At 33.5% G+C, this 25,195-nt stretch carries 33 protein-coding genes; 11 read left to right on the forward strand and 22 right to left on the reverse strand.

The features are described from left to right. Positions 1–10 precede the first annotated feature (10 nt). From BTJ66_RS03345 to BTJ66_RS03365, 5 genes are all read right to left on the reverse strand, one after another. Positions 11–472, reverse strand: a complete 462-nt coding sequence (locus BTJ66_RS03345) for a MarR family transcriptional regulator (RefSeq protein WP_099089578.1) — start codon at positions 470–472, stop codon at positions 11–13. A gap of 215 nt (positions 473–687) precedes the next feature. Continuing rightward, the gene (locus BTJ66_RS03350) at positions 688–2,172 is read right to left on the reverse strand and encodes an APC family permease (RefSeq protein WP_099089579.1); all 1,485 of its coding nucleotides are present in this window, start codon (positions 2,170–2,172) and stop codon (positions 688–690) included. Between the two features lie 62 nt (positions 2,173–2,234). Beyond that, positions 2,235–2,597, reverse strand: a complete 363-nt coding sequence (locus tag BTJ66_RS03355; RefSeq protein ID WP_099089619.1) for a DUF423 domain-containing protein — start codon at positions 2,595–2,597, stop codon at positions 2,235–2,237. 36 nt (positions 2,598–2,633) lie between these two features. Next, positions 2,634–2,999, reverse strand: a complete 366-nt coding sequence (locus BTJ66_RS03360; RefSeq protein ID WP_099089580.1) for a DUF5327 family protein — start codon at positions 2,997–2,999, stop codon at positions 2,634–2,636. 3 nt (positions 3,000–3,002) lie between these two features. After that, entirely contained in the window at positions 3,003–3,659 is a 657-nt protein-coding gene (locus BTJ66_RS03365; protein WP_099089581.1) for a uracil-DNA glycosylase, read from the reverse strand. A gap of 248 nt (positions 3,660–3,907) precedes the next feature. Between BTJ66_RS03365 and thiD the strand changes: the two genes are divergently transcribed. Then, entirely contained in the window at positions 3,908–4,738 is an 831-nt protein-coding gene (thiD, locus tag BTJ66_RS03370; protein WP_099089582.1) for a bifunctional hydroxymethylpyrimidine kinase/phosphomethylpyrimidine kinase, read from the forward strand. A gap of 77 nt (positions 4,739–4,815) precedes the next feature. Here the strand turns inward: thiD and isaB are convergent, their stop codons facing one another. Beyond that, the gene (gene isaB, locus BTJ66_RS03375) at positions 4,816–5,325 is read right to left on the reverse strand and encodes an immunodominant staphylococcal antigen IsaB family protein (RefSeq protein ID WP_099089583.1); all 510 of its coding nucleotides are present in this window, start codon (positions 5,323–5,325) and stop codon (positions 4,816–4,818) included. Between the two features lie 278 nt (positions 5,326–5,603). Here isaB and vraX point away from each other — a divergent pair, with 278 nt between their 5' ends. Continuing rightward, entirely contained in the window at positions 5,604–5,774 is a 171-nt protein-coding gene (gene vraX, locus BTJ66_RS13555; RefSeq protein WP_099089584.1) for a C1q-binding complement inhibitor VraX, read from the forward strand. Between the two features lie 253 nt (positions 5,775–6,027). Here vraX and BTJ66_RS03385 read toward each other — a convergent pair whose 3' ends face one another. The 11 genes from BTJ66_RS03385 to nagB all read right to left on the reverse strand — a co-directional run bounded on the left by BTJ66_RS03385 (position 6,028) and on the right by nagB (position 15,784). Then, positions 6,028–6,474, reverse strand: a complete 447-nt coding sequence (locus BTJ66_RS03385) for an ASCH domain-containing protein (protein ID WP_193433008.1) — start codon at positions 6,472–6,474, stop codon at positions 6,028–6,030. A 124-nt stretch (positions 6,475–6,598) separates the two neighbouring features. After that, positions 6,599–7,954: an MATE family efflux transporter gene (locus BTJ66_RS03390; protein WP_099089585.1), complete on the reverse strand. Its 1,356-nt coding sequence runs from the start codon at positions 7,952–7,954 to the stop codon at positions 6,599–6,601. Between the two features lie 109 nt (positions 7,955–8,063). Then, positions 8,064–8,486, reverse strand: a complete 423-nt coding sequence (locus BTJ66_RS03395; RefSeq protein WP_099089586.1) for a MarR family winged helix-turn-helix transcriptional regulator — start codon at positions 8,484–8,486, stop codon at positions 8,064–8,066. 218 nt (positions 8,487–8,704) lie between these two features. After that, the gene (locus BTJ66_RS03400; protein ID WP_099089587.1) at positions 8,705–10,117 is read right to left on the reverse strand and encodes an MFS transporter; all 1,413 of its coding nucleotides are present in this window, start codon (positions 10,115–10,117) and stop codon (positions 8,705–8,707) included. Between the two features lie 189 nt (positions 10,118–10,306). Next, a complete protein-coding gene (locus BTJ66_RS03405) occupies positions 10,307–10,570 on the reverse strand; it encodes a hypothetical protein (protein ID WP_099089588.1) in 264 nt (87 codons plus the stop codon). 1 nt (position 10,571) lies between these two features. After that, entirely contained in the window at positions 10,572–10,934 is a 363-nt protein-coding gene (locus BTJ66_RS03410; RefSeq protein WP_099089589.1) for a hypothetical protein, read from the reverse strand. Further along, positions 10,906–12,048 carry a thiolase family protein gene (locus BTJ66_RS03415; protein WP_099089590.1) on the reverse strand — a complete coding sequence of 381 codons (1,143 nt, stop codon included), beginning with the start codon at positions 12,046–12,048 and terminating at the stop codon, positions 10,906–10,908. The genes BTJ66_RS03410 and BTJ66_RS03415 overlap by 29 nt, the downstream gene beginning before the upstream one ends. A 2-nt stretch (positions 12,049–12,050) precedes the next feature. Continuing rightward, positions 12,051–13,418, reverse strand: coding sequence for an AMP-binding protein (locus tag BTJ66_RS03420; protein ID WP_238597580.1), 1,368 nt, complete (start codon positions 13,416–13,418; stop codon positions 12,051–12,053). Positions 13,419–13,762: 344 nt separating this feature from the next. After that, the gene (gene hxlB / locus BTJ66_RS03425) at positions 13,763–14,311 is read right to left on the reverse strand and encodes a 6-phospho-3-hexuloisomerase (RefSeq protein ID WP_099089591.1); all 549 of its coding nucleotides are present in this window, start codon (positions 14,309–14,311) and stop codon (positions 13,763–13,765) included. Position 14,312: 1 nt separating this feature from the next. Next, positions 14,313–14,945: a 3-hexulose-6-phosphate synthase gene (gene hxlA, locus BTJ66_RS03430; RefSeq protein ID WP_099089592.1), complete on the reverse strand. Its 633-nt coding sequence runs from the start codon at positions 14,943–14,945 to the stop codon at positions 14,313–14,315. Positions 14,946–15,055: 110 nt separating this feature from the next. Further along, positions 15,056–15,784, reverse strand: coding sequence for a glucosamine-6-phosphate deaminase (gene nagB / locus BTJ66_RS03435; protein WP_099089593.1), 729 nt, complete (start codon positions 15,782–15,784; stop codon positions 15,056–15,058). Positions 15,785–16,150: 366 nt separating this feature from the next. Here nagB and BTJ66_RS03440 point away from each other — a divergent pair, with 366 nt between their 5' ends. The 5 genes from BTJ66_RS03440 to BTJ66_RS03460 all read left to right on the forward strand — a co-directional run bounded on the left by BTJ66_RS03440 (position 16,151) and on the right by BTJ66_RS03460 (position 19,762). Continuing rightward, positions 16,151–16,510, forward strand: a complete 360-nt coding sequence (locus BTJ66_RS03440; RefSeq protein WP_099089594.1) for a YojF family protein — start codon at positions 16,151–16,153, stop codon at positions 16,508–16,510. 12 nt (positions 16,511–16,522) lie between these two features. Next, the gene (gene bshB2 / locus BTJ66_RS03445) at positions 16,523–17,188 is read left to right on the forward strand and encodes a bacillithiol biosynthesis deacetylase BshB2 (protein ID WP_099089595.1); all 666 of its coding nucleotides are present in this window, start codon (positions 16,523–16,525) and stop codon (positions 17,186–17,188) included. Positions 17,189–17,202: 14 nt separating this feature from the next. Continuing rightward, complete coding sequence (gene folE2 / locus BTJ66_RS03450) at positions 17,203–18,081, forward strand: GTP cyclohydrolase FolE2 (protein WP_099089596.1); 879 nt, start codon at positions 17,203–17,205, stop codon at positions 18,079–18,081. Positions 18,082–18,676: 595 nt separating this feature from the next. Further along, on the forward strand, positions 18,677–19,393 hold the full coding sequence (locus tag BTJ66_RS03455; RefSeq protein WP_099089597.1) for a hypothetical protein: 717 nt from the start codon (positions 18,677–18,679) through the stop codon (positions 19,391–19,393). A gap of 30 nt (positions 19,394–19,423) precedes the next feature. Continuing rightward, positions 19,424–19,762, forward strand: coding sequence for a transcriptional regulator, SarA/Rot family (locus BTJ66_RS03460; protein WP_099089598.1), 339 nt, complete (start codon positions 19,424–19,426; stop codon positions 19,760–19,762). Between the two features lie 56 nt (positions 19,763–19,818). Here the strand turns inward: BTJ66_RS03460 and BTJ66_RS03465 are convergent, their stop codons facing one another. The 3 genes from BTJ66_RS03465 to tadA form a co-directional block, all read right to left on the reverse strand. Beyond that, complete coding sequence (locus BTJ66_RS03465; RefSeq protein WP_099089599.1) at positions 19,819–20,385, reverse strand: NADPH-dependent FMN reductase; 567 nt, start codon at positions 20,383–20,385, stop codon at positions 19,819–19,821. 18 nt (positions 20,386–20,403) lie between these two features. Then, on the reverse strand, positions 20,404–21,276 hold the full coding sequence (locus tag BTJ66_RS03470) for a Cof-type HAD-IIB family hydrolase (protein WP_099089600.1): 873 nt from the start codon (positions 21,274–21,276) through the stop codon (positions 20,404–20,406). 100 nt (positions 21,277–21,376) lie between these two features. Then, positions 21,377–21,868, reverse strand: coding sequence for a tRNA adenosine(34) deaminase TadA (gene tadA, locus BTJ66_RS03475; protein ID WP_099089601.1), 492 nt, complete (start codon positions 21,866–21,868; stop codon positions 21,377–21,379). Between the two features lie 64 nt (positions 21,869–21,932). Between tadA and BTJ66_RS03480 the strand changes: the two genes are divergently transcribed. After that, positions 21,933–22,550, forward strand: coding sequence for a deoxynucleoside kinase (locus tag BTJ66_RS03480; RefSeq protein ID WP_099089602.1), 618 nt, complete (start codon positions 21,933–21,935; stop codon positions 22,548–22,550). Continuing rightward, positions 22,543–23,205 carry a deoxynucleoside kinase gene (locus BTJ66_RS03485; protein WP_099089603.1) on the forward strand — a complete coding sequence of 221 codons (663 nt, stop codon included), beginning with the start codon at positions 22,543–22,545 and terminating at the stop codon, positions 23,203–23,205. The genes BTJ66_RS03480 and BTJ66_RS03485 overlap by 8 nt, the downstream gene beginning before the upstream one ends. A 72-nt stretch (positions 23,206–23,277) precedes the next feature. On the opposite strand, the gene BTJ66_RS03490 is transcribed toward BTJ66_RS03485, so the two are convergent. Next, the gene (locus BTJ66_RS03490) at positions 23,278–23,667 is read right to left on the reverse strand and encodes a hypothetical protein (RefSeq protein WP_099089604.1); all 390 of its coding nucleotides are present in this window, start codon (positions 23,665–23,667) and stop codon (positions 23,278–23,280) included. An 84-nt stretch (positions 23,668–23,751) separates the two neighbouring features. Continuing rightward, the gene (locus BTJ66_RS03495; protein ID WP_099089605.1) at positions 23,752–24,444 is read right to left on the reverse strand and encodes an HAD family hydrolase; all 693 of its coding nucleotides are present in this window, start codon (positions 24,442–24,444) and stop codon (positions 23,752–23,754) included. Positions 24,445–24,659: 215 nt separating this feature from the next. Between BTJ66_RS03495 and BTJ66_RS03500 the strand changes: the two genes are divergently transcribed. After that, a complete protein-coding gene (locus BTJ66_RS03500) occupies positions 24,660–24,869 on the forward strand; it encodes an anticodon-binding domain-containing protein (RefSeq protein WP_099089606.1) in 210 nt (69 codons plus the stop codon). A 63-nt stretch (positions 24,870–24,932) separates the two neighbouring features. Continuing rightward, the gene (locus BTJ66_RS13615; protein ID WP_099089607.1) at positions 24,933–25,151 is read left to right on the forward strand and encodes a hypothetical protein; all 219 of its coding nucleotides are present in this window, start codon (positions 24,933–24,935) and stop codon (positions 25,149–25,151) included. Positions 25,152–25,195: the final 44 nt, after the last annotated feature.

The following is a 25,195-nucleotide window of genomic DNA, read 5'->3' on the forward strand; positions in this document are numbered from 1 at the left end:
CCGCTTGTGTTTAATGTTGTTCTTGTTTTTGGATTTCAACGTCTAAATGATCATTATAAAGTTTCAAGAAGGATAACATTGCATCATATTGTTCATTAGATATTTGATTAAATACTTCTTGATCGCGTGCACGAAATTCTTTATGTAATTGTTCATGAACATGAAACGCTTCTTGTCCTTTATCTGTTAATTTAAAGTAAATTTCTTTTTTGTTCATAGGATTTTGGTAACTATAAATTGCATTTTTTTTAATTAATTTTTTAGTGAGCTTACTAATTGCGCCTCTAGTCATAAATAATGTTTTAGACAATTGGCTCACGTTTGGCTGTTCACTATGTTGTATTGCTTCTATACAATGCACTTCAGTAGAAGTATAGTCGTTTAACCTTGCTTCCATAATCGGTTTGTTTAACCAAACAATTTTGTCATATAAAGTTCTAATATTGTTTAATAACCGTTCTTCTTTATTCATAACATAACCTCCTATTTACTTTGGCTTAATTGCGTATCACTTTAAATTTTATTATGAACAAAAACCCTTTTAAATAAAAGTGTTTTCTAATGCAAAGAGAATCCAATAAATTAAAAAAGCGGAGAGATAACCATATTAGGATATCCCTCCGATGTATATAATAACCATATTTATTTTTACATGTTTTGTACATATATCATTTTAAATAAAGCGGATTATTTCGTTTGTTCTGACTTGTTTTCATTTATTAAATCTACAATGTCATCTTCTGAACGGTTTAATATCAATTTACTCAACTTATCATTATCCATACGTTTTAATTTTGGATAACGAACGATAAAGAAAATGAGTCCAATCACTAGCCAACTACCTAATGCAATATATGAAGGTGCCGAAAGTGATGCTGGCGAACCAGGCACTAATAATAATAGTAAGAAGATAAATGAAACGATGGTCCCTAGAATAGCAAATGTTTTATAAATAGGTCCATACGTATTACTTGATTTATCATAACTGAATAACTTGGCTGCTGATAGACAAGTTATGAAATACGCGATTGATACGCCTGTTGATGACATATCAACAATCCAAGTAAGTGCCGTACGACCTAACCATGGCGCAATTAATGTAATGGCTACTAAGAAAATAATTGCTATATAAGGTGTCTTATATTTTTTATGCAATTTGCTAAATACAGACGGCATAATACCTGAACGACCCATCGAGAACAAGAGACGGCTTGAACTCATTAAGAACCCATTTAAGCCAGTAAATATCCCCATAATAATTGCAATTGCTAATACTGCTAAACCAATATAGCCAAATGCTTCTTGCGTCACTGCACCTGTTAGCCACAAGTTACCATTTAAACTAGTTGACGTTGTGCCTAACCAACCCGTATATAAAATCATTAATACATAAGTAACAGCAGCTGCTAATAAACTATATACAATTAATTTAAATGTTTTATTAGGTGAAAAATCAAATTCTTCTGCCGTTTGTGGTATATTATCAAATCCTACATATGCCCACGGTGCCACTGCCACAATCATAATTATGGAAGTAAACCAACCCTCTTTCTCGTTGGTTAATGGTTGTAAATTTTCTAAAGAGAAATTACCTCCAAAGAACGAGCCAAAGAACAATAATAATATTGTAATAACCATTGCTACACAGAAATAATATTGTAATGATCCTGAAACGCTAGCACCTTTAATAGCTATAAACATAAATATGATAAGTAATAATGATGCAATGAGAATTTCAGTAATATACACATCCCATCCTGCAATGGTATATAATTTTCCTGTTTCCAATATATCTGGTAGTAAAAATTTAATTAACAAACTAAACGCAGTAGCATTTAATGCAACTACACATATGTAACCAAAAGTTAAAAACCATGATGAGAAGAAACTAACATATCTTCCAAATCCTAAAAAACTAAACGCAAATGCGCCACCTGAAACTGGGAAACGTTCAACTAATGCACCATAACTTACTGCAATAAGTATCATTAACAACGCACCAATCACAATACCAATCGCAGCCGCAATCGGGCCTGATTGTCCAATCCAGTCACCTGGTAGAATAAATGCGCCCCAACCTATACATGATCCATAAGCAATCGCCCACACAAATTTTTCAGATAGGTTTTTCTTTAAATCTCCTCTATCTACTTGCTGATTATTTTGACTCATAAAAAAATTCACCTCATGGAGTGTATTATACCCACAAGATGAATTCTATAACAATTATAAATTTATATTTTGAATGTACCAATTACCAACATTAACCAACCTACGATAAACAGTACGCCTCCAATTGGCGTAATCGCACCAAGTATACGAATTTGTGTCAGTGCTAATATATATAATGAACCACTAAAAAATACGATACCAAAGAACAATAGCCAACCTGCCCAATTCACACTAATTGATGTAGTTCCGCTAATGATACCAATCGCTAGTAACCCTAGGCCATGATACATTTGATATGTTGTTGCTTTTTCCCATACTGATAAATATTTAGCGGATAGTTTGTTTTCTAATCCATGTGCACCAAATGCGCCTGTACCTACAGCCATCATAGCATTTAGTGCACCTAAAATAATAAATACTTTCATCATGATTTATTCATTTCCTTTACTATTTAAAATTCTTTAAAAATCAAAAATGGAGTCACCATTACCTACTTCATCATCTGTAACTAGTTTATTAGCAGTTAATGATGTATTCGTTGTCGTACTTGGCGAAGAAACATCCGAAACTTTTCCACCCATTGCACGTATTTCATCTTCAGAAACGCCTTGTGTCGCTGGGGAATTCTGTGGTTTAGTTGCTTTAAAAGAAGATGACACATTAAAACTGTTATCACTATAGACCTGTTTTGTAGATGAGGTATGACTCACTAATGACGTTAAAGTATGAATCGCATAAATATGTTTTTCAAACTCAGCATTACTATTTGCTTCATCTGCTTGAACTAATTCTTGTTCAATTAATTGAATGATTTTATCTTTTTCCATTTTTTAAACCTCACTCTCACACCAATTCACAGGTTGCTTACCGATTGTTTGTAAATATGCATTTGCCTGCGAATAAGGCTTAGAACCGAAGAATCCTCTATAAGCTGATAACGGACTAGGATGTGGTGATTGTATAACGTGATGCTTCGATGTATCGATTAATTTAATTTTTTGCTGTGCAGGTTTCCCCCATAATATAAACACCACATGCGTTAAATGTTTTGACACAGCCTGTATCACTTCGTCAGTGAAAGTCTCCCACCCAATATTTTTATGCGAATGTGCCTCTCCTTGACGAACCGTCAAGACTGTATTTAATAATAATACGCCTTCACGTGCCCAATCTTGTAAATGTGGTGAGTTTCTCACACATCCAATATCATCTTCAAGTTCTTTATACATATTTCGTAAAGAGGGCGGGAATTTCGCATCTGGTTGTACAGAAAACGCTAAACCATGTGCTTGGTTCGGTCCATGATAAGGATCTTGTCCTAAGATAACCACTTTCACTTGTTCAAATGGTGTTAAATCGAAAGCTTGATAAATATTCTCTCTATCTGGATAAATAATTTCTGTTGTATACTCTTTCTCTAAAAAATCGTGCATGGCACTAAAATCATGTCGCGTCGTTATTTCATGAAAAACATCCGACCATTCCATATACCGCTCACCTCATTGATATAATAACATATAAAGTGTTACTTTCTCTAAGAGATTAGTAACCTTATGCATAAGCTTTGCTCAGGTATTCCTTTTTTATTCCTTCATGTCTATGATTAAGCTACATTGTGTTAAGGTAAAATTTTTCTTAAATTCCACATGACACAACTCTATTTTAAAGCTCTTTATTTAGAATACTCGACAAACGTGATATGATATATTCAAAAGATATTTAGGAGTGAAATTCCATGGCATTGAAAAAAACATTGACCATTGCCGGTTCAGATACAAGTGCTGGTGCAGGCATGCAAGCCGATTTAAAAACTTTCCAAGAATTAGGTACATACGGTATTGTAGCGCTAACTTCAATCGTCACTATGGATAAGCAATCGTGGTCTCATGATGTTACACCGATTCCATTTGATGTATTCGAAAAACAATTAGAAACAGCCATTTCCATTGGCCCGGACGCTGTGAAAACAGGTATGTTAGGTACACAAAAAATTATTAAACGTGCTGGCGAAGCCTACGTTGAATCTGGTGCAAATTATTTTGTAGTAGATCCAGTCATGGTATGTAAAGGGGAAAATGAAGTACTCAATCCTGGTAATACCGATGCAATGATTGAATATTTACTACCAAAAGCTACAGTCGTAACACCAAACTTATTTGAAGCTGGACAATTAGCTAATTTAGGCACATTAAAATCTATTGAAGATATGAAAAATGCCGCTAAAATCATCCATCAACAAGGTGCTAAACACGTTATTATTAAAGGTGGTAAAGCATTAGATCAAGATAAATCTTATGACTTATACTATGATGGAAAAAACTTCTATCAATTAACTACTGACATGTTCCAACAAAGTTATAATCACGGAGCTGGTTGTACATTTGCTGCTGCTACAACTGCATATTTAGCAAATGGAAAATCTCCGAAAGAAGCTGTCATTGCTGCTAAAGCTTTTGTTGCTTCTGCAATTAAAAACGGTTGGAAAATGAATGACTTCGTTGGTCCAGTTGACCATGGTGCCTATAATCGTATAGAACATATCGATGTAGAAGTTACAGAAGTTTAATCAATAAAAGTTTCAATAAAAAGCACGTCGTTATCACATATTGATAACGACGTGCTTTAATTTGTTAAACATTTCTATTAAGAAAGGGTTGCACTTTTCACGTAACCATCACTTACATAAAATACAATGTGACCTTTTCCTACATCATATCCATATAAGCCATCACCTTTTGCTTTTTTCTCACCATTCATAGGTTCTTGATACTTATAATTTTGACCATATTGCACACGTATGTCTTTAAAACTTACTGCTTTATTTTGAATGTCAAAGGCTACATTATTTGCTTTGTTTCCATCAACTTGTTGGAATTTTTGATCATATAGTGTTTTAGTTGCTGTGTTAGATTCGTATTTGCCATTAACTTTAATACCATTAAATTCTACATTGCCTGCTTTCAGACCATTATAAAAAGCTTGATCTAATACAAAATCTCCACCTTTTGAAGTATAACCATTATACTCATACCAAGGTTGCGTCGTTGCTGCTTGTGCTTGACTGTGTGATACGCCTTCATTAGAAACGCTTATGCCTAATGCAGTCCCAAATACAATACTACCAGCTACAAAAGTCTTTGCTATCTTATTCATTCTGTATCACTCCACTTAAAATTTTTGAATCATATTACGATTCAATTACAATATTACAAAAATATTTCTAAAAGTGCAAATTTAAACTAAATACACAATATACTATTCTAAATTTTAAATGGTTAAAACATTAAGGTAGCCTTTTATTAGTCAAAAAATTAATTTTGAATTATGATACGACGTTAGACTGATAAAAAGTTGATACCGTAGACTCATGTATTCTACATATATTTCTATTATTATATGTAGTGTAGAGAGATGAAGGAGGGAAACACAACATGATTATCTACAAACAAGCTTTTGAAAATGGTAACCCCATATATGAAATTATCACCAAGACTTTCAAAACAATTTCTGTTAAATTCGATGAAAGCTTCAACAAGAATGAATTATATAAGTTACTCTCTCTACTAGAAAATGACGTCGATAATATGAAATTAAGTTATTAGACTCATTTTCAACTCATCGAAGATTATACAGAAGATGCAATAAATTGAATTCAGAAGAAACGATATACAATTAACTCCCCTTATTAAGAAATATGAAGTTACAAAGTATGCTTAAGTTGTCCCCTTAACCATACTTTGAAAAACACATCCCTATAAACACACACCCATAGTGGTACACAGTTAGACAAAGATTGTCCCCTTTGTTTGCTTGGAGAGTAACCTCGAAGCAGTTCTAACTGATGTACCACTCTTTTTATACATATAGTACTTTAAACTCTTCACAAACCATCATTGAAGTTTCATTAAAATTGATTTCTAATGATTCATAATACGGTTTAAAGAATGCTATATGTGCTTCACGCCAATGTGTTAACGATTTATCTCCTTCACCTTCCAAGAAAGCATGATGTTTCGTCACCTCATTGAAAGGCGTTTGGTATACACGTGTTGTCTCAATCACACATTGTGGATGACCTTTCTCATTTAGTACAACACTGACATCTCCTACTTCCGGTAACGGTTCACCTTCTACTTTGTATGTCTCATAACCACTGGTTGTTGCTGTTTTTTCACCTTGTTTTACTAAATTAGCTAATTCATCTTCATCAACGCCAAAAGACCACGCTTCAAATGGTACCCCTTTGTATTTTGGAAATGCTTCAATAAATTTGCGCCAATACTGCTCTACTGTCAAAGCCATATAAAATCCCCCATATTCATGAATAGTTCGTTACTATTTAAAAATAACACAAAACGAAAAAATCTTCGCGCAGACATTTTGAATGCACAAAGATTTTTTACATTATTATATTACATTAGAAAGATTAACCTTCTAATAATTCTTCTTTATCTACTGTTAATCTATCTCGTAATAAGTATACAATGAGCATCGCAGCCAAAGCACAAATTGTTTCTGCAATTAATAACGACCATACGATACCAGTTAAACCGAATAATCCATTCATTACAAATAGTACTGGGATAATGACTACACCTTGTAAAATAGCCATGATTGTTGCACCACGTCCTTGACCAGTCGCTTGCAACATACCAGTAAATAAGAAACCAATGCCATTTAATAATAATGAGGTCATTGTTACTTTCAACATAAATGTCGCCATACCTACAATAGCCGCATCATTAGAGAAAATACTTATCAATTGATGACCTGTCGTAAACACAATGACCATGCAAACCGCAAAAATCACAACGATTGTCATGATTACGACTTTAATAATATTTTTCATACGTGCTTTATCAGACATAAAATTGTAAGCAATTAATGGCACTACTCCTTCACAAAGCCCCATAATAATCAATTCAGGAAACTGTACTAATCTAAATGAAATACCATAACTTGCAATAGCAAAGTTACCATAGCCAGCTAAAAATAAATTTAATACTAATCCCGTAAAGCCCATTAAAATACTCATTAAAAATGCAGGAAAGCCTACTTTAAAAATTTCTACTAATATTTCTTTCGTCGGTTTTACATATTTCAAACTAATTGTAATCATGTCACTTTTTCTTAAAAAATAAATGATGAAAAATAGCGACGCAACAACGTTTGAAATAGCAGTACCTAAAGCAGCACCTACTACATTTAAATCAAAACCAAATATTAAAATAGGATCTAAAATGATATTCAAAATCACACTAGCTAGCATACCAATCATTGAGATAAATGGTGCACCAATGGATCGCGCGAATTGTTCTAAAATAAAGAACAATATAACAAATGGTGCGCTTAGGAACATTACTTTTAAATAAGCACTTGTAAAACCAAGTGTTTCACCACGTGCACCTAATAAAAGGGCAATTTGTTCAGTAGCGAAAATAGTCATTAAAATAACAATAACACCTAATATAAGCCCACCATAAATAGAAAAACTACTCACAAATTTCGTTTTTACATAATCTTTCACACCTAATAACCGGGAAATATAAGTTCCTCCACCGATACCAAATAAATTACCTAAACCCATTAACACTGCAAATATAGGTAAAGTGAGCGAAATAGCCGATATCATATGACTATCGCCTAAAAATCCAATAAAATAAATGTTTAAAATACCATAAATTACACTTAATAAACTTCCTATCATCATAGGAACTGAAAAATGCATCATCGCTTTAAATACTGATGATTTTTCAAAATAATATAACTGTTCGTCTTTCACTTCTATATTTCTCCTTTTTATTTAGACACCTAATAGTTAGATATCTAACTATATATTCAAAAATATGGTGGCTGTTAAATTTTCAATTTATAACAGCCACTTATAGTAACTAATCTTCTAAACAACTAAGCATTTTAGATAGATTTTGTTTCATTATTTCATTCTCTGCTTCTGATAACTGAGAACTCATGAGCGCTTCAATCTCGTCAAATACACCAGTAAACCCTTCAACTAATTTCCTACCTGATGCAGTTAGACCTAAATTTTTGCGCCTAGTATCATTCGCGTCTACATAACGGTATATGAGCTTCTTACTTTCTAAGTTCTTAAGTAAATTACTTACTGTTGAACCCTTACGTTGTAAAGCATTCACAATGTCATTCTGTGTAAGTCCATCCGCTTGGTGTGCATACAAGTAACCTAGCGTGTGGCCTTGTTCGTTTGTAATATCATACATTTTCAAACGCTGATCTGCCTTTCGTTTCATCTCATGGCTTATCATTCTAAATAAATATCCATATGACTGTTCCAAACAAGCACCTCATTTAATTAGATATCTAACGATAATAATACACTGTTTTTTTCTAGAGTCAATTGTTTTTTGATATTTTTTAATTTAGGAACAATACTATCATCACTTTAATATAAAAATGTTGACTCAAGCCGCATTTATACAAAAAAGCTGTCATAAAGTCGCTAAACTTTATGACAGCTTAAAATTCAATTTTTTCTTTAAATATAAATTTTTAATTAAACACGTTTGTCTTTTGCCCACCACATAGCTTTATCTGGATTTTCAGCATAGTATTCATACTCTTCGTCACTTTCAACGTTAGGGTAAGAACCTTTAAGTGATTTACCAGACGTACTTACATGTAATAATGTAATAACGATGATGCCAACAATACTCATAGCTGTTAAATAATAAGCAGGTGACAAAGGATCTCCTGTCTTCGCTACAAGTGATGATGCAATTAATGGCGTTGTACCACCAAATAACGAAACAGATACGTTAAATGTTACTGCTAATGTTCTATATCTTATATGTGTATAGAACATCGTTGGTAAGGATCCAGGCATCGTTGCTTCGTATGTTGATAAGAAGAAGCCTAAGACGAAGATGCCAACGATGATAAATACAATTGATGTTGTTTGAAGTAACGCAAATGCCCCTATACTAAATACAGCTGTACCAATGAGGCCAATTAGGAATACATTTTTCTCGCCGATTCTATCTGCGAGGCGCCCAAACATTAATGCTAACGGAATCATAACTGCCATAACAACAGTAATTAAAACTGATACTGTCGTACTATCCAATTTAACAATTTCTTGTAAATATGATGGCATATATGAAGTTACCATATAGTTTGTACAGTTAAAGAACGCAACTGCAACAAAACATACAATAATGTCTTTATAGTAATATCTAATAATTGTAAAGAAACCAATATTATCTCGCTTCGGTTTCGATGCAATTTCATTTTCATATACTGGAGATTCTTCTAGTTTTCTTCTTAAATAAAAACCAAACATACCCAAGAATAAACCTAAGATAAATGGAATTCTCCAACCCCATGAAGCCATTTGATCATCATTTAAAAAGAAGAATAATAATCCACTTAATACGGATGCCGCAATATAACCAGATAGTGTACCGATTTCTAAACCAGAACCTAGTGTATTACGCTTTCTATCTGGTGATGATTCCGCTACATAAACCATAGCACCTGCATATTCTCCACCAGTTGAAAAACCTTGTAACACTCTACCTAGTAGAAGTAATATCGGAGCCCACACACCAATTTGATCATATGTAGGTAATAACCCAATGAGTAACGTCGAGAACGCCATCATAATAATCGTGGTCGTTAATACGACTTTCCTACCATACTTATCTCCAATAATACCAAAGATAATACCACCAACAGGTCTAAGTAGGAAAGCAATAGCAAATGTCGCAAATGTAAAAATTGTCTTGAGTTGATCATTTTCCACCGAACTGAAAAAATTTTGCCCTAGTATGACCGCTAAATAAGAATATAAACCAAAGTCAAACCATTCCATCGCGTTTCCGATACCTGTGGCAAACACAGTTTTTTTTGCAGCTTTAGGATCAACCTTATTTATGTTACTTTTATCAAAATCCTTTTCATAATCCATGAATGTGTCCACTCCCTTAACATGTTATATAATTATACGTAGTTAATTAATAATGTCAAATTGAATTAAGCTTTTAAAAGGATTTCAAAATTATTTTTATGCGAAAAATGTATATTAAACATAACAATTCTTTGTTCAAAACTTCATTTTAATCACACAATTTTACTAAATATATACGAATTAATTTTATTAAACTTTAATTATTTTTATTTTTAAAATATCATTTTGATTTGAAACAACTAAAGTGTCATCATCACTCATAAAAAATGAAATTTGTTCACCTATTTCAATACTTTCAATGTATTTCACTCTAAACGAAGTCCAGTACAATCTTTGATTTTCTAACGCCATCTGTACTATCATTTGGCCTGGCACAATATATGTATGCAGTGGATTTTGATCATCTATGAACTTTAAATATGCTTTAACTTCTTCATTATATATGCTTATCATCTTAGATTTTCTCCATAAATATTTGTCTGATAGTTATACATTTATTTTCATTTTTATAAATTTCTAATTGTAAGACATATTTCATAAACTGACGTATCTTTTTCTGCTCTATCACATGTAATTGTGCTAAATAATGTACATTTACCTTTATATCTTGTATTTGAGTAACTTGGGTTTCTTTTAACACAATTTCACTATTTTTTAATTGTTGAAACAATGAAAATTTCGGCCATAATTTTGCACAATATAATGGTGGTACAGCCTCACTTATTAAAATATTAAAAAAAGCTTTATACTGGTTTACTTCCTCCGCATTAAACACTACTTCTATTGATTCATGACCATCTTTCAAATAGCACTGCATTACCCATTCCCCCTCCAATGCCCATTGTTGCAATGGTTCTTGTTTCGCTTTTCATATGAAATAAGCGGTTAACGAGTGCAGCGCCACTTGCACCGTAAGGATGCCCTGTCGCGATAGCTCCGCCATATTTATTCAATTTTTCATCTGCAATACTCAAATGTCTTTGACTCGCCACTACTTGAGAGGCAAAAGCTTCATTGAGTTCTATAGCATTTATATCATCGATTGTATAAGCATGTTTACTAAGCAGCCTAGAAACTGCTGGCACCGGTCCTATTCCAAGTAATGTCGGTTCAACACCCAACGTAACACTATCTTTAAACACTAATCCTTCATTAAACCCATGTGATATGGCAGTTGTTTTATCCATAATCAACAATAACACTGCGCCATCATTTTTCATGCAACAATTACCAGCAGTAACACTTCCACCTGGTAATAATGGCTTTAAGCGATTTAATGTTTGCTCACTCAATCTTGTTTTAATACTTTCATCTCTATTGAATATCTCGCCTTTAATTTTTAAACTTATTATTTCTTGCTGAATCAAATTCTGTTTATATGCGTCTATCGTTTTATTATGGCTATTTAGAGCATAAAGATCTTGGTCTTCTCTAGTAATGCCATATGTTTGAGCAACATTTTCAGCAGCTTCAATCATTGACGGATCTTGGTTTTCCGGGGCAAACGAAGCACGTTCGTAAAATTCAGGCAGGTGTGTATCATAAACAGATTGTGGCCTTTTGATCTTCCACGGCGCCCTGCTCGTACTTTCAACACCACCTGCAATATACATATTACCCGCACCTGCTTGAACCATTCTACAAGCATAAGTAATAGCTTCTAATCCTGATCCACACTGTCTGTCTAACGTTAAACCTGGAATATGTATATTCAGATTTGCTTCGAGCAAAGCCTTTCTGGCAATGTTCCCACCATTTCCAACAACATTACCAAGCACAACATCATCGATATGTAGCATAGCTTTTGCGTATTTTTCAGTAAAATGTTGAAATAATGGTTTCAATAAATCTTCGGGTTCTACATGTCTTAATGAACCACCATATTTGCCAAATGCAGTACGTTTCGCAGCAACAATAACAGCTTCTGCCATATTTAAAGTTCCCCTTTCAAATATCTCTTTTTCATAGTTTCACGTGCGATTTTTCCGCTTTGGGTATATTGCATTTGTTCTACTTTTAAAATTTTGGAAGGTATTTGATATCTAGCCAACCGTTTAATTAAAAAGGCTTTTAATACGCTATGTTTGACATGATGCGATCCTGTATATAACAAAATAGCAATCTCCCCGAATTTTGCATGGGGGGCGCTAATGACCAAAACTTCATTAAACACTTCAAACTTTTGTGCAACCCGTTCGATTTCAGTTGGATATACATTCCTCCCACCAATAATCATGCGGTCATACTGCCTACCATGTAAATAGAGATGATTTTGCTCATCCATTGAAGCAAAATCACCTATATCAATCCACTGATTATCCACCTTTCTTTGTGATACATACCCACTAAATACCATATTACTGTTCACTTTAAGTATCCCTATACCTCGTTCATCCGGCTGTGTTAACTTTACTTCTACATTTGGAAATAATTTCCCTACTGAAGCACTTGGTGCCTCATCATTATAGTTATAACTGATAAAACTCGCTTCAGACGTTCCGAAGAATTCGATTAATTGGGTATGTGGAAAGCGATTACGTACTTGATGTCTTACATGACTTTGTAATTTATCACCTGTCGTAAATAAATAGCTAAATCCTTTCGCTTCACCATGTATTGTTAGGCATGATACTAACATCGTCGGAACAACAAACAAGGCATACGGAGCGCCTGTTTTTTCTTGTTCTATCTTTGTCATTAATCGTTGACTATTAAATGTTTGTTGACCTATAAAATGCCTTCCACTATATAATGCAAATATGCATACATATAATGAAAGTGAATGCGATAATGGGCCAGGTGCAATTAATGTATTGACATCCTTTTTCATTAACTTTTCCGTTTCTTTATAGGAATAAATCCATGATATTTCATTGCGATAATAAGCTTTAGGTAATCCGGTTGTTCCTGAAGTAAAACCGATATGTAATAAATCCTCGTGCCACTTAAGCAGTTCCTGCTTTTTATGCGTATCTATCAATGTGAAGTCATTGGTTATTAAAAATGGTATGCCATAACTATCTACCAAAGTATCAATCTGTTCTTGTGACCATCGAAAGTCTAATATGCAAGGAACGCAATGCTGTTGAAGTAAAGTCAAATATATTTCTACTGTTGTCAATGGATCTTCAAGCAGTAAACCTACATAACTATACTTTGGTACTTTCTTAAATCGTTCCTTGTGTTGTCTAATTTTATGCGCTATTTGTGTATAGGTTCGCTTGTCTTGGCCAAAGTCTAAAGCATATCGATCTGGCTGGACTTGTGCATAATGTTCTATTTTTTCCAGTAACTGCAACATCGTCATTCCACCCTTTGTTAACTTCTATAATAAATATGTTAACATTAAATCGAAAAAATGCCCTAACGATTTTATTGTGGTAGTCATTACCATAACTCTCCCATTTTCTACTCGTTTAACTAACTATTCTGAGTCTATCTTTCGACATATCAATCATTAATCTTTAATAATGGTGCGCTATCCCAATTTTCAACAATTATACTATTAACGTATCGATTCGTTTTTAGCTATAAAGTGTGTTAACAAAAAAAGGAATCTAAGAACAGTGTCTGCCTTAGATTCCTACTTTATCTTAAATAGCTAAATCGAAAATGGTTTACTTATTTTTATTTTTCCATACTCAATTATTCTAAATTAGCGTGATTTTGTTGCATTGTTTCTTCATCCACATTAAGTTCGGACATTAAATTTAAAACAATACTATCTAACAATATTTGTGAAGCTTGCTCAAACAGACTACCCAACGGTTGCGATGAACCTTCAGCGTCATATTTCGTGCCGGCTGGTAATTCTATGACTGCGCTCGCAAGCTTCCCAATGTCTGAATTAGGACTTGTAGTTAATAACACAACCTCAGCGCCAACACTTTTCGCTTTTTCAGCTAAGATGCGTAAATGTTCTGTCGAACCAGAACCAGAAATAACTACAAACAAATCCTCTTTTGTAATCGCTGGTGTCGTTGATTCACCAATAACGTGTGCATACTTACCTAATTGATTTAAACGCATTGCAAAACTATTAGCAACAAAACCAGAACGACCTTTACCCGCTACAAATACTTGGTTTGCTTTTACTACTTGTCCTAGAAATGCTTCCGCTTCATTATTTCTAACTTGTGCTAGCGTGCGATCCAATTCATCTAAAATCAATCGATAATTTGTCATTTCAGCCATATTATCTGCCTTCAATCGCATCTCTACATTGTTTTGCTGCTGCAACTGGATCATCTGCATTTGCGATACCGCCACCAACTACAACTAAATCCGGTTCTTCTGCTACAACCTCTTTAATTGTATCTGGTTTAATACCACCGATAACAGCTACCTTAGAATTATTAATGACTGATTTAACTTGGCGTAAGCTTTCTAACGGTGATTCACCTTCAGCTTGTAAATCATAGCCTGTATGCACTGCAATATAATCTGCACCTAATTCATCTAGTTCTTTTGCACGTTTTTGTAAGTCTTGTACCGCGATCATATCAACTAATAGCTCTTTACCATTTTTATGTGCTTCTTCAACTGCACCTTTAATAGAAGCGTCTTCAGCAACACCTAAAATTGTGACAACGTCTGCACCAAATTTAACTGCTTGGCTTACTTCATAGTCTGCTGCGTCCATAATTTTTAAGTCTGCTAAGACTTTTACGCCTTCAATATTATCGTTTAAATATTGCACTGCCGGTAAACCTTCATTAATAACGATTGGTGTTCCAATTTCTACAATATCTACATAATCTTTCACTTTATTTGCAAGCTCTGTTGCTTCTTCTTTATTTAATAAATCAATTGCTAGTTGTAATTCCAAAATGATCATCCCTTCTTGAATTAAATTATCAAAGCCATTTCATGACTATACTTATTTAAAATCTTTTACTTAAAATGTCTACCCGTTTCATAAATATTAAAACGACATCATTATAATCGAGGTGCCGCTTCATCATCAACATATATTTCTACATTGGGATGTGCATGCAAAATGGTAGCTGGCACATCACTGTTCACTTCATTTTTTGCTAACTTCTCAATAGCCGCTCTTTTTTTCACACCAAACGCTAATAAAATAATTCTATGTGCTTTTAAAATCGTTGATAGTCCCATAGAAATTGCTTGTTTTGGCACATCCGCTTCATTATCAAAATAACGACTATTCGCATTAATTGTACTTTCTGTTAAATCGACGACGTGAGTCGCACTATTAATATCCGTACCAGGTTCATTAAACCCAATATGACCATTTTCACCAATACCAAGAATTTGAATATCTACGGGACCTTTTTGATTAATCAATTGTTCATATCGTTTCGTTTCATCTTCAAGATGAACTGCATTACCATTTGGTATATGGATAAGTGATAGATTAAAATGAGGATATTGTTTAAATAGAATTTCATTCATATAGTTATGGTAACTTTGTTCATGAATTGCCTCAATTCCTACATATTCATCCAAATTAAATGTTTCGATTTCGCTTACATCTAATTTATTTTTATTTAATAATTCCACCAAAAATTTATAGACATCTACCATTGTGCCACCTGTAGCTAGGCCCAATTTACTATGACTTTGCTGGCTCATTTGTTTATATAATTCACACGCAACATAAAACGAAGCATAATCGCTTGTGCCAAGATTCGTTATTTTCATTTAGGTTCACCCTCCCAATGATACTAAACATTACGCTCGTATATCCTTTCTATTACACTTATTCATTATACGTGTTTATACAATTTTTTACAGAAATTGAGTCCATTCTTAATTGCTATCCTAAAATAACAAATAACTTATAATTTATTGAGCATAGAGATACATTTATGGTGTATTTTTTAGTAGAATGGAAGGATAATCAAAAATACAATACTTATCTATAAAATTTACTTTTCTGGTAGAAAATGTATAAAAGTCGGTTTAAACTAAGTAGTAGACTGATTTTTAGGTACATATGATATCGTAAAGTTATTTCAATAAATGAATTTTGTAAAATTAAGTTCTTATAGCAAGGAGGCAATCAATTTGGAAGAGATCGATTATGACAAAGTACAAAATTTACTTTCATCATATGAGCATCAACCTGTATACCTTCACGTTGAAACAACAAACGGCGCATATGCTGCACACTTCGACCAACGCGTATTCAATGCAGGCACCTTTTTAAGAAATATTCAAGTCACGTATGACCATGCACAACTCAAAGGTGGAAACAAAGATCCTTATCGTGTTGGACTAAAATTAAAAGACAATGGTTGGGTTTATGTTCAAGGATTAACTCATTTCGAAGTAAATGACAATGACGAATTTCTATTAGCTGGCTTCAATTATGAAGGGCAATTAGCCGCAGCTCTAGAAATAAGCACTAAACCATTCAAAGCATAAGGAGGGCATATCATGTCAGAGGAAAGCCAAGTATTAGTCATTTTCCCGCATCCAGATGATGAATCATTCTCGTCAGCAGGAACTTTGGCACGCTATATTGATCATGGCGTACCGGTTACGTATGCATGTTTAACACTAGGTCAAATGGGCCGCAATTTAGGTAACCCACCTTTTGCTACACGTGAAACGTTACCGGACATACGTGAGCAAGAATTAGAAAATGCAATGGAAGCCATAGGCATAACTGATTTACGCAAAATGGGTTTGAGAGATAAAACAGTGGAATTCGAACCTCATGATGAGATGGATGAAATGGTTAAATCATTAATCGATGAACTTCATCCATCTGTTATTATTTCATTCTACCCACAATTTGCTGTACATCCAGACCATGAAGCAACTGCAGAAGCAGTCGTGAGAACAGTTGGCCGCATGCCAGCACCTGAAAGACCCCGTTTACAACTCGTAGCATTTAGTAATGATGCACCAGAAAAACTAGGTGCCCCTGATATACAAAATGAGATCAGTGATTATAAAGAGGTAAAACTTCGTGCATTTGAAGCTCATGCATCTCAAACAGGTCCCTTTTTAAAACAACTAGCCACACCCGAGGTACCTGGAGAAGCACATAGTTTCTTAGAAGTAGAACCTTATTGGACTTATAACTTTGAATCTTAAGTGGAGGCAATAGCATGACAGAATTTGACTTATCTACTCGTGAAGGTCGTTGGAAGCATTTTGGATCCGTAGACCCCATAGAAGGAACGAAACCAACAATAAAAGAAGAAATGAAAGATTTACAAAGCACAAATAAACACTTCTTATTTGAAATAGAAGAAGTTGGCATTAAAAATCTTGTTTATCCTGTACTAGTCGACCGTTTCCAGACTGCCGGTAACTTCAGTTTTTCAACTAGTTTAAACATAGATGAAAAAGGCATTAATATGAGTCGTATTTTGGAAAGTGTTGAAAAACACTACAACAATGGAATTGAACTAGACTTTGATTCACTTTATCAATTACTGCGTAGTTTACAAGAACGCATGAACCAAAATGCTGCTGGCTTAGATGTCTCAGCTAAATGGTTCTTTGATCGTCATAGCCCAGTGACACAAATCAAAGCAGTTGGACACGCAGATGTCACTTATGGTTTAGCTATTAACAAAGAAAATGTGACACGCAAAGAGCTTACGATTGAAGCAGCAGTTACGACGTTATGCCCTTGTTCGAAGGAAATCAGTGAATATTCCGCACACAACCAACGTGGTATTGTTACTGTTAAAGCATATATTAATAAAGATATTGCTTTAATTGACGATTATAAAAATGTGATATTAGATGCAATGGAAGCAAATGCTAGCTCTATGTTATATCCCATTTTGAAACGCCCAGATGAAAAGAGCGTAACCGAGCGCGCTTATGAAAACCCAAGATTTGTCGAAGATCTGATTCGTTTAATCGCTGCAGATTTAGTCGATTTTGAATGGCTCGACGGTTTTGATATTGAATGCCGTAATGAAGAATCTATTCACCAACACGATGCTTTTGCAAAATTAAAATATAGAAAATAATTCTAATCTACTAAGCATATGTATAGTCAATTTTAAACTTGACTATACATATGCTTTTAAATTTATCTATTTATTTTGTCTAATTATGCTATACTACAGTCATTTTTATGCACATGAGCTTCAACATAAATTGAATATTGTTAGTAATTCATGCAACGCCCACGAGGGAAACACCAAGCGAATTCAAACAGACTATGGCAGAAAACACGGATAACGTACTTAAAATATGGCCACCACAGTATGAGACTTTGTTACCAGTCTTAAGCACTTATTTATATATGATCTGCGTTTAAAATTGATTAACGTTTTTATAGATATAAAATTTTAACGTCAAATATTAAAATATTCATCTTATACTTTGATATTATTCATTAATATTAAAGTAATAGATACTAATAATTAAATTTAGATAATGTTCTATAAACAATTTCCATATTAAAATTATTATGTCAGTTTTTTAACTCATATAGTGATACAAGTGTGGTGACAACATATAGCAGATTATTACATCAAGCTCATCAATCATCATGACAATGAATACATACAATTAAGAAAGCAGCATTTCATAAACATTTATATCGTAGTACAAGGTACAATGACAATCTTGAAAAACGCAGTACTTAAAACTTACATAAGTAATGATGTTTTTTACATCCATGACTATGAAACCGTTGAATTGATATCATTTGAAGGTTTAATGATTGGTATCACAATCAATAATTACTATTATTATAAAATCAACGACTTCAGTTCATCTGCAGATAAACTTCCACAACTTAACAAAGATGATGTCTTAAGAACACATTTCTATAACGTCCTATTTGCAGCTATTAATGAACAATTTATAACGGTCGAGCAAAATTTATTCAATATTTTAAGAGACATTTACGTTCAAGATAAACAACACACAAATGATATTGACTTAACAGATTACAAACACACACTCGTCAAAAACGTCACATTACATATCAATAAACATATAAAGGAGAAAATTCTTTACCAACAATTAGCCACGCATTTCTTTGTGAATAATAGTTTTTTATCGAGCGTTTTTCCATCTATTATGCATACGACGTTATCAAATTACATCGTTTCTGCCAAAGTGCATTGTGCTTTTTGTGACTTGTTAAATGACGGTTTAATCGATGATGTATGGCAAACATATCAATTTCGTACTTCTACCATGTTTGTACAACAATTTAAAAATATTAAAGGTCATGCACCTTATCCCTTACCATTTGACGAACATTACAAGATATTTAATAAACAGGAACTGTTAATGGCAGTAAATTATTTATTGAACATTTATTAATATTTTTAAAAATGAAATGAGAGGTTAGACATGAACACGATTTTATATGAATCACACAGAAATTTAATCAAAAAGGCAATCAAAAAAAATTTAGGTATGTCCTTTTTAGAGGTTATCATTTTAGAGAAGTTGAAATATCTTAACAAAGAAAAAATGGATGCGGTAACACTCAAAAGACAATTAAAAATTGATAACACACCTATTTCAATTCAACTCAATCACTTAAGTAACTTAGGTTTATTTAAAAAATCTCGCGACGAACATGATGAACGACGCATCTACCTCTATGACATTGATTTCGATAAAATCTCTACAATTATTGAGCGTTATCATTTAATTGTATCTTCCATTTTAAAAATAAATCAATAAGCAAACAACGCTTATAGATGACCTTTACGTAGGCATCTATAAGCGTTGTTTAATTTTTATTTTAAATGTTCATAAGGGCTATTTTTAACAAATGAAATAATTTGATCTACAAACAAACGTGCTCGTAACTGGAATTCTTCATTCTCTAAATAATACATGCCGTCATCTAATTTTTTATAATCCGTATCGTGTGTAGCAATCTGTGTTGGGACTGCAATACCTAATAATGAACGAACGATTAGGCGTAAGTGTGACAACGGTTCAGAACTTACAATACCACCACTATTACCTATCAGCCCAACCGGTTTCATTTTAAAATCATCCATCGTTAAATGGTCTAGTGCATTTTTTAGAATACCTGAGTAAGAACCGTGGTAATTGGGACTACCTAGTACGAAGAAATCAGCTTCTCTTGCTTTTGATTTCAGTGTTTGTAAATTATTTTTATAGCTTTCAGTTGGATTAGATGCACCCGATACATCAAGTTGATGAATTGGGCGTTCTGCCAAATCAAAAATTTCAGCTTCAAAGCCATGCTCTTCAAAATGACCTTTTAAATATTGCGATAGTGCTGTTGTATGCGAACCCACTTTAGCACTACCTACTATGATTAAACCTTTCATTTACTGCTTCACCTCGGACTATATTTTGTTATTTTCTTGAAGTAGTTTCATAATTGCTTTACCAACACCACTATCTTCATTTGAATCTGTAGTATACGTTGCGACTGCCTTAACTTCAGGTGCTGCATTATCCATAGCTACAGCATAGCCTACACGTTCTAACATAGAAATATCGTTCATATTGTCTCCAATTGCCATAACTTCGTTCATATCAATATTTAACCGCTCAGCGATTGTCTCTAAAGCGATTCCTTTTTGAGCATCTGAATGTGTTATTTCGATATTACCTCTGGATGAGGACGAAATAGCTAGACTTTCTGATTGAGCTAGTTTTTCACTTACACGGTCAATTTTTGATAAATCACTATCAAATGCTAATATTTTCATTACAATTTCGCCAGGCGTATCTTCAATTTTGTCATAATTATCTACAACTTTTAACGTACCATTATCGATGCGTTTTTGAATACCTGACTTAATTTTTTCAACATCGGCTTTTTGACCTGCACGCTCTGCAATATCTATATAAATTTCTAAATCTCGTTGCGGATTTTCAGTATAAATACCCAAATTTGTATAAACTTGATAATAGATATCTTCCGACTTCAACGTTTGTGTAATTCTATTAATCAGTTCTCGATTTAAATTCGAAGTACTCATTATATTAAATGATTCATCTCTGACTTCGGCACCATTTAAACAAATGTAAGGTAGTTTTAAATCTGTTGGGTTGACGGGTGTATTTGCCTCGTAAAATGCACGTCCTGTTGCAATAACAACTGTAATCCCTTGCGATTGCGCATATTGAATTGCCTTTATATTTTCTTCCGATATTTCATGTGCCGCATTGAGTAAAGTCCCATCCATATCTGTAGCAATTAAATTTATCATTTGTTTACCTCTTTCCCTTCTAAAATCGATAACACAAAATCAATCACATATGATACTCATTTGCCATAATTCTGTAACATATTCATATTCTACCAAATGTTTAGTTATTTGTATTATCGGCTGTTCGAATGATTTTTTTATTTTTTCTTATATTTCTGAAAAACTCAGTTAACAACTGACTGCAAGCTTCTTCTAAAACACCAGACTCTACTGTTGCTCGATGATTAAATCTTGGTTCTTGCAATAAATCCATGAGGCTACCAGCGCACCCGCCCTTAGGATCTGTTGTCCCGTATATGACATTGGGTATACGACTCATAACGATACTACCTGCACACATTACGCATGGCTCTAGAGTGACGTAAAGACTACATCCTTCTAATCTCCAACTTCCCACAACAGCTGCAGCTCGTTGTATCGCAATATGTTCGGCATGTGCAGTTGGATCTTGCATAGATTCACGTAAATTATGCGCTCTAGCAATGATTTCATTATTTTTCACAATAATGGCACCGATTGGCACTTCACCTATATTCTCGGCCTTTTTTGCTTCTTCAATCGCCATTGCCATATAAAATTGATGATTTGTCATGTATCTCACACACCTCACATATGGTACAATATTTATTGTCTATTTTAACATTGGAGCGGTAAATATGAAAAAACAATTTATTGCTGTGGAAGGCCCGATTGGCGTCGGCAAATCTTCTTTAGCACATAAACTTAGCCAAACTTATAACTATTTCGAAGAAAAAGAAATCATTACAGAAAATCCTTTTTTATCGGATTTTTATGAAGACATTTCCAAATGGAGTTTCCAAACAGAAATGTTCTTTTTATGTAATCGATATAAACAATTTCAAGACCTCGCATTCATTGAAAATGGTATAGTAAGTGACTACCATATTTATAAGAATAAAATTTTTGCAAATAATACCTTAACTTCTGCGGAATACCATAAATTTTCAAGAATCTATGATATTTTAACTGAAGATCTAGAAATGCCTAATATCATTATTTTTTTAGATGCTGAATTGGCAACTTTAAAATCACGTATTGCACACCGTAATCGAAGCTTCGAGCATCAAATCGCAGATGACTATTTATTAAATTTAAAGCGTGATTACAACGCCTATTATGAATCTTTAAAAGCCGATGGAGCGCGTGTCATACGTATTGATACGACTCAGCTCGATTTTATGAAGTATGACAAAGATTATCAATATATTTTAGAATTAGTGAAGCCACTGATTGGAGGACATGAGTATGAATAATTACGGTATCCCACAAGATGCTGTCATTACTATCGCTGGTACTGTAGGCGTAGGTAAATCAACATTAACAAAAGCTTTAGCAGAGCGCTTTAATTTTAGAACTTCATTCGAAAATGTGGATCATAACCCTTACTTAGACAAGTTTTATAATGATTTCGAACGTTGGAGTTTTCATTTGCAAATCTATTTTTTAGCAGAACGTTTCAAAGAACAAAAACGTATGTTTGAATATGGCGGCGGCTTTATTCAAGACCGTTCAATCTACGAAGATGTCGATATTTTTGCAAAAATGCATCAAGAACAAGGTACGATGAGTCCTGAAGATTTTGAAACTTATTCTGAACTATTTAACGCAATGGTGATGACACCTTACTTCCCTAAACCTGATGTCTTGATTTACCTAGAGTGTGATTATGACGATGTTATCCACCGCATTAAACAACGCGGTCGTCAGATGGAAATTGAGACAGATACTGCTTACTGGCAGAAACTATATCAGCGTTATGAAGACTGGATTAGTTCGTTTAATGCTTGCCCAGTTGTACGCGTTAATATCAACGAATATGACTTACACGAAGATCCTGAATCACTAAACCCAGTCATTGATAAAATTCGTAACGTAATCGAAACGTATCGTAAAGTCGATCAACGCTAAAACAAACATATGATAAGAAAAGTCACTCCACTTAACTAGATTGTCGGAGTGACTTTTTATATTCTATTCTGATTATTCAATATGACTGCGATAAATAATTTTTTCAATTTCATCGTCCATCACATATTTACTATAATAGTGTTCATCTGTTTGATTTAAACCAAAAGTACTCGCTTTATCCTGATCTTCTGTCCCGATATAAAGTTGTCCTTCTGTATCTTGATATAAATCAAAGATGGCACCACCATATCGCGCCTCTTGATATAATGCGTAAAGTTCATCAATATCATCTCGTGCAACATGCTTAAAATACAGTGTATGTGTAGAGTGCTTTGTTGTTTTAGCTTCAAAGCCCCGTTCTAACGCAGTTGCATCTTCGGTGACCAACAACACTTCATTACTAATAATTTCTACGACTTTATAAGTTTCACCTTGATAATCTGCATATTTCCCATCAATCATTCCGATCACCTCAATATTTAACTTAAATAATAAAAAAGCCATAATATACGTTATGTATATTATGACATAATTTAGTCACTACGCCTATTTATTTAATATGTCTACGATATCATTTGCTGTCTCTACAATATAATCTGCTTTTGTAAATTCTGCTTCTAAACCTACGCCTGTTAGCACCGCAACTTTTAATCCTAATTGCGCATTCACACCAGTTTGAATATCATTCGCCGTATCACCAACTATGACAACGTCTTCTGGTGCAACATCATATTGATTAAATAATGGATTTAACACTTCTGGATTGGGCTTCTCAACAGCATTTGCTTCAGTTGAAATCACAACATCGAACAAATGATCGAATTGTGTCATCTCTAGAAATTGTTCTACACCTTTTTTAGAATCACTTGTTACGATCCCCATTTGGTATCCCTGATTGTGTAGTGTTTCTAAAGTTTCTGCCATACCTTCAACTAATACATTTTCAGGAATTCTATTATCGACTAAGGTTTGACTGCGATTTTGAGCCCATTTCGTTACATCTTGTCCAGCAATATCACAAAATGCTTGTACCATTTCATCAAGTGCACCCGACGCCATGATTGTGCCTGGTTGTATCTCACCATCTACAACACCTAAATAGGCATATGCAGCTAATTTATCATCTATGTCATGTTCATATCTTTCCATAAAATCATCAACTAATTGTAATCCAATCTTCATCCAGCTACGATCAAAATATATAATCGTGCCATCTTTATCAAATAAAATCCATTTCATCGCTTGAACAGCTCCTATAATTTCACTTCTTTAGAATGACTTACCTTTTATATTTTAGTACAAATATGTCACACCAAACAAATATTGTAATTCTATTTGATTTAAATACATTCATTGCTTGCGCCATTTTGCATTTTATACTTATTATGTTATTATATTTGCAATAATAATAAATTGTGTGAAATATTCGAAAATATAATAAGGGGCGTGCAAATATGGGGTACTTTATCGTATTTATAATCATTGCAACAAGTATCGGAATCTATTTTTCAAAAAGAGACAAGCCGATGTCACCTTCAAGTTGGTTCAAAGGCATTGGCGTTATTATCTTAGCCATGATAGTTGTCAGTGGTTTTTATCACGTGGATGACATTAAAAAAGGTGCAGAAAATGGAGCGCAACAAGCACATAATGAATCTCACTAATAATGATTTACGATGATTCTAAACATATGAGTATGTTTATTCTATATTAAAGAGGTATATCTGATGATTTATATGATTACTTTTATAATAATTTCCAGTTTAATTGGAATTTATTTTTCAAAAAGAAACAAACCGATGTCACCTTCAAGTTGGTATAAAGTCATTGGCGTTATTCTAGTGTCATTGTTTATTGTAAGTTTCTTTGATAATCTAGACGTCATACAACAAGGCTTTAAAGAAGGTAACAACGAAGATGTACTGAATCATATTTTAAGTGATTAACATAAATACACACGTTGCTATATATTGACTTCAAGAACAATCAA

This window comes from Staphylococcus edaphicus (assembly GCF_002614725.1).
GTDB classification, from domain to species: domain Bacteria; phylum Bacillota; class Bacilli; order Staphylococcales; family Staphylococcaceae; genus Staphylococcus; species Staphylococcus edaphicus.